The organism is Prolixibacter denitrificans (assembly GCF_003014495.1).
In the GTDB taxonomy this organism is placed as follows: domain Bacteria; phylum Bacteroidota; class Bacteroidia; order Bacteroidales; family Prolixibacteraceae; genus Prolixibacter; species Prolixibacter denitrificans.
Genome location: NZ_PYGC01000020.1, coordinates 1 through 14728, shown reverse-complemented (window position 1 = coordinate 14728; position 14728 = coordinate 1). Strand labels below are relative to the sequence as shown.

Here is a 14728-nt window from a genome sequence, read left to right as displayed (position 1 = left end):
ATGATTTAACGAACCGCCGTATACGAGACCCGTACGTACGGTGGTGTGAGAGGCTTTCCCCGTCAGTTTCTGCTGGCGGGGCAGTCTACTCGATTAGCAACTGGGCGTTGATTCTTCCGGTCTGTCTTTCAGTCATTTAAGGTTTTATTAACTATCTTTTCAATCTGCACAAAACTGTCAACGGAGTACAAATTTATTTTGTTTTTTTTGAGGGAGGGCAATCCTAAAACCGCCCTTAAAGGTGGTTACCTGGGCTGGGTTTGTAAGCTCTTTGACAAGCTTTGGTTGTGCGTTGGCTCGTGAGGCTTGCCAATGTGCTTACAAATGGGATGGACTCCACTAATATTTAAATGTTAAATATAACGAAAATACTTTTTGTTAGAACTCAGTTAACACTTCCATTTTATTAAAAAATTAGCAACAACTTTCATCCTTCTGAATCGAAGGGCATTTTACCGAACCATACGAACAATATACACAGCAGTCACCTGTATTTGGTTTTAATAGGTTTTTGCAATTTTCACATTCATAAAAGAATTGACATGCATTATCAGGCATAGTTTCTTCTTTTTGGAAACGACATTTCGGGCATGTAATAATAGACTTTAGAATAATTGGCTTCATTATTTTCCAAGTTTTAGTAACCTAAAAGCACCCCTTACTACAATCAAAAACACAATTGAACCAACTATCAAATCAGGATACTTTGATTGAGTAAGTAAAACCAAAAACCCTGCAAGAATTACACCTCCATTTATTATAACATCATTGGAGGTAAAAATCATACTTGCCTTCATGTGTGCTTCATTACTTTTTGATTTTTGTAGAATATATAAACATGCTGCATTTGCTATTAATGCAAGGATTGAAACGCCAATCATTATTCGATAATCAGGCATGGCTTCTGAACCAATAAACCGCCTGGTTACTTCTATTATACCTAAAAGGGCTAATGATAGTTGAAAGTAACCGCTTAGACGAGCAACTCTTTTTTTTCGTAAAACTGTTGAGCCTACTGCCCATAAGCTTAATCCATATACAAAGGAATCGGCTAACATATCCAACGAATCGGCAACCAATCCCATCGATTTAGAAATAAAACCCGTGGTGATTTCAATAATAAAAAAAACAAAATTGATTATCAGCACCGTCCAAAGGAGTTTGGATAGTACTGATGAATTGTCCTTGAATTCATCCTGTTTGGCAACAATTGTTTCTTCGTGTTCAGCGCCTAAATTGAGTTCTTTCAGTCGTTCTTCTATTTCCGGGTTTTCTTCGGAATGAAAAACGGTGAGTTTTCGGTTTTCAATATCGAACACCAAACTTTTAATAGCGGAAAGCCCTTCAAGTTTCATCCTGATAAGGGCTTCCTCGGAAGGGCAATCCATTTTGGGAATGTGAAATAAACTCTTTTGCATATTATTATTTTTTGTATGCCAATAATCTTAATGCATTAAATACCACAACAAGGGTTGAACCTTCGTGAATGAGTACGGCAATACCAATGCTGGCCAAACCAAGGATAGTTGAAGGAATAAGTATCGCTACGACACCCAGGCTAATCCAAAGGTTCTGTTTTATTATACCTTTTGCCTTTCTGCTCAGGCCAATAGCAAATGGAAGGGTTTCCAGTTTGTCGCCCATTAGGGCAATATCAGCGGTTTCGAGTGCTACATCCGAACCGGCCGCACCCATGGCTATGCCAACGGTGCTGTGGACCATTGCGGGGGCATCATTTACCCCATCACCTACCATCGCTACTTTTGATTCTTTTTCTTTCAATTTCTTTATGGCATCTACTTTTTCCTCCGGCAACAGGCTGCCCCAGGCATCGGTCAGGCCTATTTCTTTGGCCACGGCATCGGCCACTTTTTGGTTGTCGCCTGTGAGCATGACCATGCGTTTGATTCCGAGTTTCTTTAATTGTTCCAGCGTGCTTTTTGCTTCTGCCCTCGGTGTGTCCATTAAGGCGATGATGCCCACATATTCGTCATTCCGGCGAACAAGCATGGTGGTGTTCCCTTCGGCTTCGAGAGCTTTTACTTTTTCCGCAATTTTTTCCGAAGGTTTTTTATCATCGAGGGCTTCATACAGTTCCAGGTTGCCTATATATACTTTTTCTTTTCCCAGACTTGCCTTAATACCTTTTCCTAAAACGGCTTCTAAATCTGTGGCCTCGGGAATACTATTTCCTTCCAAACGTTTTTTGCCGTCCCTAACCACCGCCTTAGCCAACGGGTGGTCGCTCAGGTTTTCTACGGCTATGGTCATTTTCAGCAATTCATTCTCACTGGTGTTGTTCAGCGGAACAACCTGAGTAAGTTTGGGTTTGCCTTCGGTAAGAGTCCCGGTTTTATCGAACGCCAGGGCAGTTAAAACGCCGAGGTCTTCCAAAGGACGCCCGCCTTTGATGAGCACCCCGCTTTTGGCTGCGCGTGCCACCCCGCTCAACACAGCACTGGGCGTTGAAATGGCCAGCGCACAAGGACTGGCGGCAACGAGAACAGACATAGCCCTGTAAAAGCTGTCGCTAAAACTCTCATCAATGACCAAAAAAGCCCCGAGCAACAACACGACCAAACCCAAAACGGCAGGTACAAAATATTTCTCGAATTTATCGGTAAACCGTTGTGTTGGCGATTTCTGCGTTTGGGCTTCATTTACAAGTTTTACCAAACGGGAGAGGGTGGAATCGCTGGCTACCTTTATAACTTTAACTTCCAACGTATTGTTACCATTGATAGTACCTGAGAAAACCCTGTTTTTATCACTGATATCTTTTTCATTGGAGTAGTCCTTCTCCGGGTCATCCACAGGCATTTTATCTACCGGTACACTTTCGCCCGTGATGGGGGCCTGGTTCACGCTGCTTTCGCCGTTGACCACAACACCATCGGCCGAAATTTTACTGTTGGGCCGCACCACGATAATATCCCCAATTTCAAGGGTTTCAATCCCTACTTCTTCAGTTTTCCCGTTCTTTTTCCGCAGGGCTGTTTTGGGCGCCAGGTCGGCCAAAGCCGCGATTGATTTGCGGGCTTTGTTCATGGCATAATGCTCCAGAGCGTGCCCCATGCTAAAGAGGAACAGCAACAAAGCGCCTTCGGCCCATTCACCCAGGATAGCTGCCCCTATGGCTGCCACCAACATGAGAAAATCAATTTCGAACCCACCTTTTGCAACGGTCTGTATAGCTTCTTTGGCTGTATAAAAACCACCAAAAAAATACGCTCCGATGTACAAGGCCAGGCTGACCCATGATGGGACTGCATCAACAAATGAGAGGCCGAAACCAATGGCCAGCAATATTCCGCAAATAATGGAGAAAATCAACTCTGTATTTTTACCCAAAAGGCCGCCATGCGCATGTCCATGTTCTTCTCCTTTTTCTTTGTGCCCGGGTTCTTTATCGTGCGTGTGCTTTTTCTCAGGCTTTTCCGTTTCTTTGATGCCGCTCAGATATTTCCCGGCTTTTAAAGCAGTATCGGTTATGCTGAGGCCTTCTTTTCGTAATGCTTTCACGATTTCTGCTTCATCAACTTGTTTTGTGTCGAATTCAGCCCGTACCATTCCCGAGGCAGAAACCGATGCTTCAATTATGCCGTTTAGGCTGAGCAGGTTGTGCTCGATACTGCGCGCATGGCGCGGGTGGCGGATGCCTTCTACCCCGATGAGCTTGTGCCCGGTTTTTTCGGTGATGGACGCCCCGGTTTGCCGGGCAATTGAACGTACGCGGTCAATGGAAATCAATTCCGGGTCATAGTGAAAACAGAGCTGGGGTACGCCATTTTCAGCAGCTTCTGAAACGTGAACTTTTTCCAGTCCTTTTTGCTCCTGAAGCAGTGAGATAAGCTCCTGAACACATTGGTCTTTTTCGTCAGGTACTTCGGATAGCAGAAGCGGTATTCTTATTTGTAACTTTTTCATGATTCATCCCTTTTTTAATTTACTGATAAAAACTTAAAACTTTTTTAATTTTTTCGAATGTAAATACTCAACCGTTTCACTGGTTGAAAGAGGATTGGTTACGTTTCCTGTCCGTAAGTAAAAAACAGTTTGATTATTGTCTTTAAAGTAAACAGGACGTTTAGAGCGCTCAATGAATAAGGAACATATTTCCTTATCTTTTATTTCATGGAATGATACATGTATTTTACTGCAAATATCTTTGCCAAAGGCATTCGAAATAATGAGCATTAACCTTTGCTCAAACCCATCTTTGTTTTTCTTTTTTAATGACCAGTAATCATTGGCAAGGCCTAAAACTTCACCATAATCATCAACTCCGATAATCAGGGTTCCACCCTTACCATTTAAAAATCCGGCTATTGATTTTAAAATTATATGTTCCAGGTTTTTATCGGTTTTTACCTGACGGTAGTCATGCCTGAGCGATGATTTGAATTCTACACGTTCATTTTCACCTTTTTCGATTAATTTGAAAATTTCGGTAGCGCCCGGTGCCTTACCCTTTTTCTTTATTTTGTAACGATAAAAAATTGTGGCAAAGACAATTCCTACGATGAGTAAGGCCAAATCAGTAAAAAAAATTCCAATATCCTCGGGTGGGAAATAGACCTGGTAAATATGTGATACAATATCCTGGAACGAAGATTTATGACCGGACAATTCGTATTGGTACGTGGCAATTAAGAGGGGGGCTAAAACAAGCATGAAGAATCCTCCTCCGATTAACTGCCATATAAATAAACTTTTAAAATATTTTTTCATATCAAACATGTTTTCATGAAAAATTTTATAATCTGATGAGGTTTTATATTCCCCGGCAGTTTTACATTCAACTGTTAAACCCAGAAATATGACAATACGGACACCACCGGCCTTGTTTTATATTATCGGGTGTTAATTTAAATTCATGACCATTTTTACATTGCCACAACATTTTTGTTTTACAGTTTACATACCCGGTTGAAAGACAAATTCCTTCTTTTCCTTTAGCTAATTTATGCATGGCCTCCATTCCAAGAGGTTGGTTGCCCGCACATTGCGGGCACCAACTGTTCCTGACTTTAATGCTAAAAGGAGTTGCAAGCCATTGATGCCCGCAACTGCATTGCCAGAGAAGTTTCACTTTGCTATTAAAGTAAGCAGGTGATAAACATTTCCCTCCTTTGGCTTTTGCTAACTTTTGCATTTCTGCCTCAATAACCAGCCCGCTTGCTCCTTCTTTTTGGGAACACGCGGGCATGGTCTTCTTAGTCTTTATGGGTAATAACACTATTTCCCCTTTGTCCGTTTCGGATACGGACGACTTCATCCACAGAGGAAACAAATATTAGCCCGTCGCCATAATGTCCTTCACCGGTGCGGGCATATTTTACCAAACAATCCAATACCGTTTCCAATTGATCATCAGGAACAACCGTTTCAAGTTTAACTCTTTCGGTAAGTTTTGCACCTTTACCATTTTTAGAATGACCCCATCCCTGAACTTCACTAACCGTAAGTCCCGGCGTTTTGGGCAGGTTTTCAATGGCATCAATTACTTCATCTGCCATATTACGTCTAATCAATGCTTTTATTAGTTTCATAATATATTCTTATAATTTTTATTAATTATTATAATTCAACCCCTTTTCTAGGAGGAGAGAACCATTTGTAAATACTCGGTAAAACGACCAATGTAAGCAAAGTGGATGTTACCAAACCTCCTACAACAACCGTTGCCAATGGACGCTGTACATTGGAGCCGATATCACTGGCCAGCATTAAAGGTAACAATCCAAGTATAGTGGTCATTGCGGTCATTAATACCGGTCGTAAGCGGTGTTCTGAACCGGTAAGAATTGCTTCGTGCATATCTTTCCCGGAAGCCCGCTGCTGATTAATATAATCTACCAGTACCACCCCGTTTTGCACGGCGATACCAAATACGGCTATAAATCCAACCACGGCAGGAACAGACAAGTAGAGACCTGAAATGAACAATGCGAAGATACCGCCCAATAATGCAAAAGGAACATTGGAGATTATAAGAGATGCATAACGGGGACTGCCAAACGCGAAAAACAACATTAAAAAGATAAGGGCAAAGGTAATGGGGACCACAACGGATAAGCGTTTCATGGATCGTTGCTGATTTTCAAATTGTCCGCCATATTCCACGAAATAGCCTGCCGGCATATCCACTTCGTTTTTCACAGCATTCTGAATATCCTGAACAACACTGCCCATATCGCGGCCTCTTACGTTTAACTGCACATAAATGCGTCGGCTGGCCTTGTTTCTTGAAATCATTTTAGGCCCTACAAAAACCGCTATGTCTGCAACCTGGTCGAGAGGCACTACATTCCCTTTGGCTGTTTTAATGGGTAGCTCACGAATTAAGTCAAGCCTATTACGTTGGTCTTCCTGCAAACGGGTGTATATATTGAACCGCCTGATTCCTTCGAATACCTGCCCTGAAGTTTTTCCGCCGATTGCCATTTCAACGGTATTAAAAAATTCATCTACCGAAACACCCAATCGGGCCAACTCGGCACGGTCCGGAGTGATTTCTATTTGTGGTTTCCCGCTTTGCTGTTGCATTTTCACATCCACGGCACCGGGCGTTTCTTTACTTATATCCCGGATTTGAGCTCCAATTTCATTAAGTTCATCCAAATCCCTGCCATAAATACTGATTGCTACCTGGGCTTTTATACCCGTCATCAGCTCATCTGTCCTAAGTTGAATGGGCTGGGAAACGTTATTGGCCAGGCCAGGCACTTCCTTCTCTAATTTTTCTGCCATGGCCGACTGCAATTCCTCGTAAGTCCTGCCCGATTCCCATTCGTCCAGTGGTAGCAACGGGATAATGGTCATCACCACGTTGACCGGCTCGGGGTCGCCGCCAATTTCTGCCCGCCCTACACGTGCATAGGCTCCTTCTACCTCAGGAAAATCCAATATTGACTTTTGTATTTTCTTGGCGTAGTCAACTGTTGTTGTCAAATTAGCTCCCGGGGGCAGGGTGGAGCGAATAACAATATCACCTTCGCGGAGCGTAGGCACAAATTCGGTTCCCAAAAACGGGACGATGGCTAAGCTACCGAGCAAGAGGACAACAGCCACGCCAACCACAATAAAAGGATGTTTTATTGCCCTGTTCAGAAATACACGATATTTCTTCCTGAGATAACCAATAAACCGGGGTTCTCTATCTTTTGCTTTCTCTTTGATTAAATAACTCGTTATGACCGGAGTAAGTGTAATGGCCACAAGCAAAGCTCCCAGCATGGCAAATGAAATGGAGTATGCCATGGGGCTAAATAACTTTCCTTCGGTACCTTGAAGCGTGAATAAAGGAATAAAAACAAGAATGATAATGGCGACTGCAAAAACAATGGGGCGTCCCACTTCGCGAGTAGCTTCGCCAACTAACCTAACCATCGAAATTTTTATGCCTTTTTGTTTTTGATCTTTCACATGGCGCATCACATTTTCAACCACCACAATGGAGCCGTCCACCATCATCCCGATACCGATTGCCAAGCCTCCAAGGCTCATCAGGTCGGCGGTAAGTCCAACGGATTTGAGGCCTATAAAGGCAATGAGTACAGAAACCGGGATGGAAATAAGCACAATGAAGGTAGAGCGCACATTGCCCAGGAATAATAAAAGTACAATAACCACTAAAACAGCTCCAATACCCAAAGAAGAGGTGACCGTTCCTACCGCTTTTTCGACTAATGTAGCCTGGGTATAAAATGGGACCAACTTCATGCCCTTTGGCAGGGAACTATTGATAGAAGCGATTTGTTTATCCATCCCATCGAGAATATCTTGTGTATTTGACCCCCATAGTTTGAGTACAAATCCACCCACGGTTTCTTTACCGTTAGCAATCATAGTCCCGCGTTTTATTTCCGGTCCGTGTTCAACCGTGGCTATTTGCCCGATAGTAACAGGTGTTCCGTGTTGTTCAGAAACGAGGATATTACGGATATCTTCCAGACCTTCATTATGAGGTCTTATCCATCCAAACCCCCGTACGAGGAACTCTTCCCCGGCACGTTCAATAAATGAGGCGCCAATATTCCGGTTATTTGAAATCAATGCCTCGCGGACTTCTTCCATAGTAAGGTTACGCGACAAAAGTGCATTCATATTAACATTAACCTGGAATTGTTTAACATCTCCTCCAATCCCCAAAACTTCGGTTACCCCGGGAATCGTACGCATGCGCGGTTTGATAATCCAGTCCTGAACTGTACGCATTTCCATTAAAGAATAACTGGTGTCTTTATCTACTTCCAAGCTGTACATTAACACCTGTCCCAGTCCGGTAGTAAGCGGCCCCAATTCAGGGGTGCCAAGTCCTTCGGGTATCGATTCCTTGGCTTTTAGCAATCGTTCCATCACCAAACGGCGGGCAAAATAAATTTCTGTTCCTTCCTCAAAATATACATTTACCCTCGAAAGGCCGAAAATAGAAGTGCTTTGCACGCGTTCCACGTTAGGCAATCCATACATGGATATCTCCACAGGGTAACTTATTTGCGTTTCCACATCCACAGGCGAAAGACCCGGGCTGGAAGTAAATATTTGCACCATAGGTGGCGTAACATCGGGGAAAGCATCAATTGGAACATTCTTGTACGACCAATACCCTAAAGCGCCTACTGCTATTGCCAGCAACAGGATAATGATGCGGTTTTTTAAGGATATATTTATTATTTTATCTATCATATTTGTATTCTTTTAAAATTTGAAAAATATTTTAATGGCCATGAGCAGCACTTCTTGTACTTGATGTTATTGTTGACATCAGGTGAAAAGCCCCGGCAGTAACCACCGGCTCACCTATTTTTATTTTTCCCGCAATTTCTATCCAACCGTTGTTTTCGTTGCCGGTAATTACTTTCACCGGTTTAAAACTACCCTCTTCATCTCCTGGAATGAACACCACTTGTTCATTTTCTATCTTTTGAACGGCATCCACAGGAATGATGGGTTTTTTCCATTCCTCGTTATTGATAATACCGGCTGTTCCGTACATTCCTTCTTTTAACAAGCCATTTTTATTCTTTACTACTGCCCTGAGTTTTAAAGTTCTTGAATCCGGGTCAAGGGCATTGGATATCCAGTCTATCTTGCCCGAAAATTCTTTACCGGGCAGGCTTTTTATCGTCAGGCTGATAGCCTGTCCTGTTTGAACGTAGGCAATATCCTGCTCATAAGCATCCACCATAACCCACATTTCGCTGTTATTTACAATATGTATGGGGGTACTATTTGGCGATAATGTTTGCCCGGGCGAAAGGTTTCGTTCCTGCACCACACCAGAAAGAGGGGAGTTTAGTACAAAATATGATATCGGGTAATCTTGGTTGCCTACGTTCTCGGCATCAATTCCGAATAGTTCCAGAGTGGCCTTGCTGGATTTCAAGTCAGCACTGGCATTTTCAAATTCTGCTTTGGCCTGTAAATAATCCGCTTCACTGCTAATTTTTTCCCCGTAAAGTTTCTTCTCCCTCTGATAGGCTTTTTCTTTGGTTTGAAAATGAGCTAACTGGCTGATGTAATTGGCTTTAATTTTCCCAAGCTCCACGCTGCTTAAATAAGCCAGGGCTTGTCCTTTTGAAACATTATCGCCCAAGTCAACCAGCACTTTCTCTACCTTTGCAGAAATCCGGGGGCCCATTTTAGCGGTTCTATCCGGGTTAAATTGAACCGTGGCAGGACGCTGTATCTTTGAATTTACCAGTCCACCTTTTAAGGGTTCTACAACAATTCCCATTTCTTTCAATTGTTCCGGGTTAATATGAACTTCCTGCCCATGCCCTTCTTCAGCATTTTCGTCGTTCACTGAAGTTTTTTCAGCGGAATGCTCATTATGTTCGTCCTCTTTTTGTGTGTTATTACACGAAGTTGAAATCGCGGCTATACCCACCATTAAAATTAAAAGTATTTTTTTCATTGTTTTTGTCTTTTTTTATTGTACAAAATTTTGATTCGTCTCAAATTCTAAATGAGCAACTTGAATCTTAAAATTGGCAAGGGCGTTGATATAACTTTTGTTAATATCTATATAAGATTTTTGTGCATCAAGTACATTTAGGTAACCTACCTTGCCTTCTTCGTAGCTGCGCAGGGTGAGTTTATATAACTCTTCTGATTGTTGCAGCAGGTTGCTTAAATATTTATTGACCTGTTCCTGGGCTGCAATAACCTTGTTGTAAGCGCCTTTTACCATAGCTTTACGGACTAGTATTGCATTCTGTGACCTGTATTTTGTTGCAGCGAGGTTCCCTTTGCTTTCCATTACCTGCCCCCGTTGGTTGAAGGGAGCCCACAGTGGAATGCTTATCCCTGCTTCGACACCACGAAAATTGTTGCCCCCTATTTTTTGCACCGTATATCCACCGGTAATCTTGGGTAAATAGCTGCCTTTGGCCAGGCTAACATTTTTATCGGCTATATTGGTCGTAAGCTTATTAATTAATAAGAGTGGATGCGTTTCTATCGCCTGTTGCAGTAAATCATTTAAATTAAAATTCAATAAGCGATACGTTAAGCTATCGGCAGGTACGGCATTTTTTCCATCGGGAAAGGCCAGGAGGGCATTTAAATCCGCCTGATTACTTTCATAATTGCTTTGTGCCACTGCTAATTCATTTTCAATGTTTGACAGAACAATTTGTGCCCTTTTTACTTCTAAGATTGGGGCTTTCCCAGCGTTATACCTTTTTTGGGCGGCATCCAGAAAATTTTCGGCCAAACTGATGTTTTCCCTGATTATGTTGACTTGTTCACGGCTTCCTACTAATTGGTAATAAACTTTTTCTATCTGGGTGCGTAATTCCAGCTTCCTTTCCCGGAGCATAACTTGTGAACGCTCAATATCTAAATCACCTCGCTTTTTCCGGTGAATATAATTCGTGGGAAAATCGATAGATTGAGAAATCGTTATATTGCGTACATTATAATTACTTACCCCGCTTCCTTTAGGGATTTCATCCCATTCCCCGGTAACCTCCGGGTCCTTAATTCCCAGGCCGGCGATTGCCTTTCCTTTAGTGGCAGCCACATCTTTTTCTGCAGCAAGGATTGCCAGGTTATTCTTTACACCAATTTCAACGGCAGTTTCCAGTGTTATTGTTGTATCCTGTTGTTGAGCTATTCCTTGAATTGACAGGAATAACATGAATATTACAATGAACCTGAACCTGTGTGAAAAAATACTGATTCTGTTTATCATTTCATTTTGATTTTATTTATTAAAACTCTATTTATTTCTCTGTTCATAATATTTGTTCATCGTTTGTTTATTTTTAAAGTAAACCAATTCAGGTTTTCCTTTTTCTTTTAACCCGATTAAGGCATCGGCCTTGTTGATTGAATCGCCCGAAAAAGCATCGGGAACCATTGCAACTTCTTTAAAGTGCTCTTTAAGGTGGTCAAAACATTCCTCGCTACAGAAATAATACACCTTATTTTTATAGGCTACTTTTGAAGATTTATGAAACTGTAAATCGTCGTCGTTCGTGCAAGCCCATTCGCCGGGAATTTCTTTTTCATACCAGGCCCATTTGTGATACATAAACCGGGTATCGCACTTATAGGTGTAAAAAGAAAGAACAGAAACTGTTGCGACCATCAGTAAACTGAAACTGATAATAAGTTTTCGATTAAACCTTTTATTCTCGATTTTTTGTTTTTCCCGCAATTGTTGCTTGCTTAACTTCTTCTTTTTCATGACGAAAAGATTAAGTAGGGTTTACTGAAAAAGTATATGTGAATCAGTTAATGGCAAAACAAAAACAGGTTTTGCTCATACGGTTATTTGCCGAGAGACGATCATTTTCTATCCTTACCCGGATAAAAATAGTGATCCTGGCATAAAGCCAGGCAAAGGTTCTGCTCCACCTTGCCAGATTCATTACCAGGAAGATGGCACCTATCCATGATTCGGCTGTTTGCGCTGATTTTGCCTTGATTTTGTTGAGTTGGTAACGCCGTTTTCCTTCGCCAAATTTTCCTTCCACCTGGTTACGTTTGGCCATCTCACGGGCCAGCTTTCTTCGGGCGGACTTGCTTTGAGAAAACCGCGATGGACGGCCCAATGGCTTGCCAACCACCTGTATCCTGAGCTTTTTGAGCCACTCCCTGTTTTCCCGGTTCAGGTAGATCTTGTCGGCCAGCACCCGTTCGGGATAGTACCCCATTAGTTCCCGGTATCGCTCTACCTGTGTTTTCAAATCTTCCGCTTCATTATACGCCTCCCAGCTTATCCGGTCAATACGGGCATAACCGTTCCACAGGCTCACTCCCAGTTTAGCTCCAAACTCTACCCTGGCTTTAGCTTTGCCCCGAACGATAGGTCGTACATGCGGCTGATGGATACTCACAATGCGATGGGCACAGCTGTTTTTCTCTTGACGGTACATCTCCCGCTGTTGACTGTAAACCCGGCGAATAACCTCCAGATAATCATATTCTCTCCGGGCCAGTCCCTTGTCTGTGAGCTGTTCCTGAAGACGGTCAATATGCCCCAGGTTTCGTCGCAGGTACTGCAGCTGCCGGCGTATCCCCTGGCGGAGAACTTTTCTGCTTTTGCGCTTCTTCAGGGCTACCTTCAGGTACTCTTTTCGGGCAACACGCCGGTAGGTCCGGGGCTTAATTTGGTTGGGTAGCAACTTACTCAGCTGGTCGATCAATTCTTCACTCTTCTCCCGTGAGCCATTCAGTAGATCCAGATCGGTCGGATACTTTATCTCTGCATCGGCCACCGTAGCATCCACTTTCAGTGAACCCTGGTGAGTGGGGGGCTGCTCATTATCATTTTCCTGCTTTCCGGCACGCTTCTTTCCCGCCTCTTGTTCCATCCGGATCAACTCCTGCACAAATTGGTCAAAATCCGCTGCTCCCAAACGTTCCCGTATTTTGACAAAAAGACTGGAATCAAATACCTTATCCGGTGTATAGGCTTCCAGGCCCAGAAAGTATTGCATGTAGACATTCTCCTGTATCGTAGCGATAGTCTCCTGGTCAGACAGATTCAGCTTATGCTTGATAATCACTGCCCCTATCACAATACGCGCATCCACGGTCGGAGCGCCCATGGTGGAATGCATCTTTGACAGATAGAGACCGGCCATGGTATCCCAGGGCAGTCGTTGCGCCAGAACAACCCATCGGTTGTTGGGATCAAGATTCATCTGAAACGGAGTTTTAAACTCCCATATTTTCATTTGTCTGTTGGTACGGTAACGCGAATCATAAGTGCAAGGGTTTGAGCCCTAAATGTACAAAAACCAGTGGCTAAGATTTGGATAAAAGCTGCCTAGTTATCAACAAATCAATGTGTAAAGACTTTTTCAGTAGACCCTAAGTAAGACATTATGACTAGCTTGTTTGCCAGTCCGTTAACTCAAACAAAAGTTAAGCGTTTACAGGGGGGCCGCGGAGTGAGTGAGCGGTAAAGAAAAATTGTTTTATAAAAATGGAATGATTGCCACAAATAGTCGTGGTAATGTCTGTTACAGGCGGAATTTCAATTTGAACAATGATTCCCGCAAGGGGGAAATTGAAATGGTCGGATAAAGAATTATTTAAAGATGAAGTGCTTGTCTTTTCCGACACCAGAACATTAAATGCATGGCAATGGGAATCTGGTTTTTCTGGATTTTGCCCCTGAACAGGAGTTTCATTGGCTGATTCCTCTTCTGATGAGTGCGTAATCTCAAAATGGTGATGGTGCTGCACAACAGTATGAGCCAAAATAATCAGCCCGGCCAAAAAGGTAAATATTCTTCCTATATGTTGTCCTTTTAAATTCACCTATTTCTATATATTAATCAATTACACAACGGCAAAGGTATAAAAAAAGTTTATGCAACCGGGTTGCAAAGTTATTTTCTACAATTTGAGCAAACTCCTTTCACAACCATATTTACGCTTTCGAGCTGAAATTTTGCCGGTAAATTAATTTTGGGAACGGGTATGTCAGGGAGGCAATAAGTCTGTCCACAAACGGCACATAAAAAATGAACATGAAGGTCTTCGGGGTGGCATTCACAGGTTTCCCGGCACAAAGCATATTTAACCGAACCTGTTCCGTCATCGATGCTATGGATAAGTTTGTTTTCTTCAAAGGTTTTTAGTGTACGGTATAATGTGGTCTTGTCCGCCTTTTCAAATTTGTTTTCCAATTCCGGTAAACTTATGGCAGTTTTTTGGTCGGTCAGTACCTTTAAAACCAACTGGCGCATGGCAGTTGGTTTGATGTTTCTGGATTGGAGTTGATTGTCAATATTCTTTTTCATTATGTCGGGTCATTTTTTAATAGCTCAAAAGTAACAATTTAGCAGGGGTGCGTGAGCAAAATTGCAGCTCTTTTACAAGCCTTTGGTTTGGGCGTTGGCTTGTGGGGGCTTGGAAATGTGCTGCAATGTGGGTCGGGGTTTCCCTTGTTCTTCTTTTTTTTGGGGGGGGAGAAAAAAACAAAATAAATTCCTCCAAATTTGCACCGACTTTTCATAATTGCACATTTTTTTTCGCCTTGTTGCTAACGGATGGGTATATGAAACGTTTGGCATTTCAAAGCAATTTCCTATCAAACCGTTGCGATGTTTATTAAATGTACTACCCTTAAAATCAGCACTATCCGCCAAATGTTTTATATACCGTGTGTGTGCCCAGCATGAGCATGTGCACACTTACTTGTAAGTTCCGGATAAAATTGGAAAATACAATTTTTCCGGGACTAAACAATAAGTGTAGT

General features: G+C 42.5%; 13 protein-coding genes. All 13 read right to left on the bottom strand.

The genetic code is table 11. The features are described from left to right. Positions 1 to 414: 414 nt before the first annotated feature. Positions 415 to 624: a GDCCVxC domain-containing (seleno)protein gene (locus CLV93_RS20585; RefSeq protein ID WP_106543958.1), complete on the bottom strand. Its 210-nt coding sequence runs from the start codon at positions 622 to 624 to the stop codon at positions 415 to 417. Beyond that, positions 624 to 1418 carry a cation efflux transmembrane domain-containing protein gene (locus CLV93_RS19720; RefSeq protein WP_106543957.1) on the bottom strand — a complete coding sequence of 265 codons (795 nt, stop codon included), beginning with the start codon at positions 1416 to 1418 and terminating at the stop codon, positions 624 to 626. The genes CLV93_RS20585 and CLV93_RS19720 overlap by 1 nt, the downstream gene beginning before the upstream one ends. 4 nt (positions 1419 to 1422) lie before the next feature. Next, positions 1423 to 3927, bottom strand: coding sequence for a heavy metal translocating P-type ATPase (locus CLV93_RS19715; RefSeq protein ID WP_106543956.1), 2505 nt, complete (start codon positions 3925 to 3927; stop codon positions 1423 to 1425). 33 nt (positions 3928 to 3960) lie between these two features. Next, positions 3961 to 4731 carry an AlbA family DNA-binding domain-containing protein gene (locus CLV93_RS19710; protein ID WP_246187264.1) on the bottom strand — a complete coding sequence of 257 codons (771 nt, stop codon included), beginning with the start codon at positions 4729 to 4731 and terminating at the stop codon, positions 3961 to 3963. A 67-nt stretch (positions 4732 to 4798) separates the two neighbouring features. Further along, the gene (locus tag CLV93_RS19705) at positions 4799 to 5209 is read right to left on the bottom strand and encodes a zinc-ribbon domain-containing protein (protein ID WP_106543954.1); all 411 of its coding nucleotides are present in this window, start codon (positions 5207 to 5209) and stop codon (positions 4799 to 4801) included. Between the two features lie 7 nt (positions 5210 to 5216). Further along, positions 5217 to 5552 carry a P-II family nitrogen regulator gene (locus CLV93_RS19700; protein WP_106543953.1) on the bottom strand — a complete coding sequence of 112 codons (336 nt, stop codon included), beginning with the start codon at positions 5550 to 5552 and terminating at the stop codon, positions 5217 to 5219. A gap of 28 nt (positions 5553 to 5580) precedes the next feature. Further along, positions 5581 to 8691 carry an efflux RND transporter permease subunit gene (locus CLV93_RS19695; RefSeq protein WP_106543952.1) on the bottom strand — a complete coding sequence of 1037 codons (3111 nt, stop codon included), beginning with the start codon at positions 8689 to 8691 and terminating at the stop codon, positions 5581 to 5583. Between the two features lie 31 nt (positions 8692 to 8722). Continuing rightward, a complete protein-coding gene (locus tag CLV93_RS19690) occupies positions 8723 to 9922 on the bottom strand; it encodes an efflux RND transporter periplasmic adaptor subunit (protein WP_106543951.1) in 1200 nt (399 codons plus the stop codon). A gap of 15 nt (positions 9923 to 9937) precedes the next feature. Then, a complete protein-coding gene (locus tag CLV93_RS19685) occupies positions 9938 to 11203 on the bottom strand; it encodes a TolC family protein (protein WP_106543950.1) in 1266 nt (421 codons plus the stop codon). Between the two features lie 27 nt (positions 11204 to 11230). Then, positions 11231 to 11701, bottom strand: coding sequence for a hypothetical protein (locus tag CLV93_RS19680; protein ID WP_106543949.1), 471 nt, complete (start codon positions 11699 to 11701; stop codon positions 11231 to 11233). Positions 11702 to 11744: 43 nt separating this feature from the next. Beyond that, positions 11745 to 13196, bottom strand: a complete 1452-nt coding sequence (locus CLV93_RS19675; protein ID WP_106543948.1) for an IS5 family transposase — start codon at positions 13194 to 13196, stop codon at positions 11745 to 11747. A gap of 190 nt (positions 13197 to 13386) precedes the next feature. Then, positions 13387 to 13785 carry a hypothetical protein gene (locus tag CLV93_RS20160; RefSeq protein ID WP_146142096.1) on the bottom strand — a complete coding sequence of 133 codons (399 nt, stop codon included), beginning with the start codon at positions 13783 to 13785 and terminating at the stop codon, positions 13387 to 13389. A gap of 71 nt (positions 13786 to 13856) precedes the next feature. Next, entirely contained in the window at positions 13857 to 14270 is a 414-nt protein-coding gene (locus tag CLV93_RS19670; protein WP_106543947.1) for a Fur family transcriptional regulator, read from the bottom strand. Positions 14271 to 14728 lie beyond the last annotated feature (458 nt).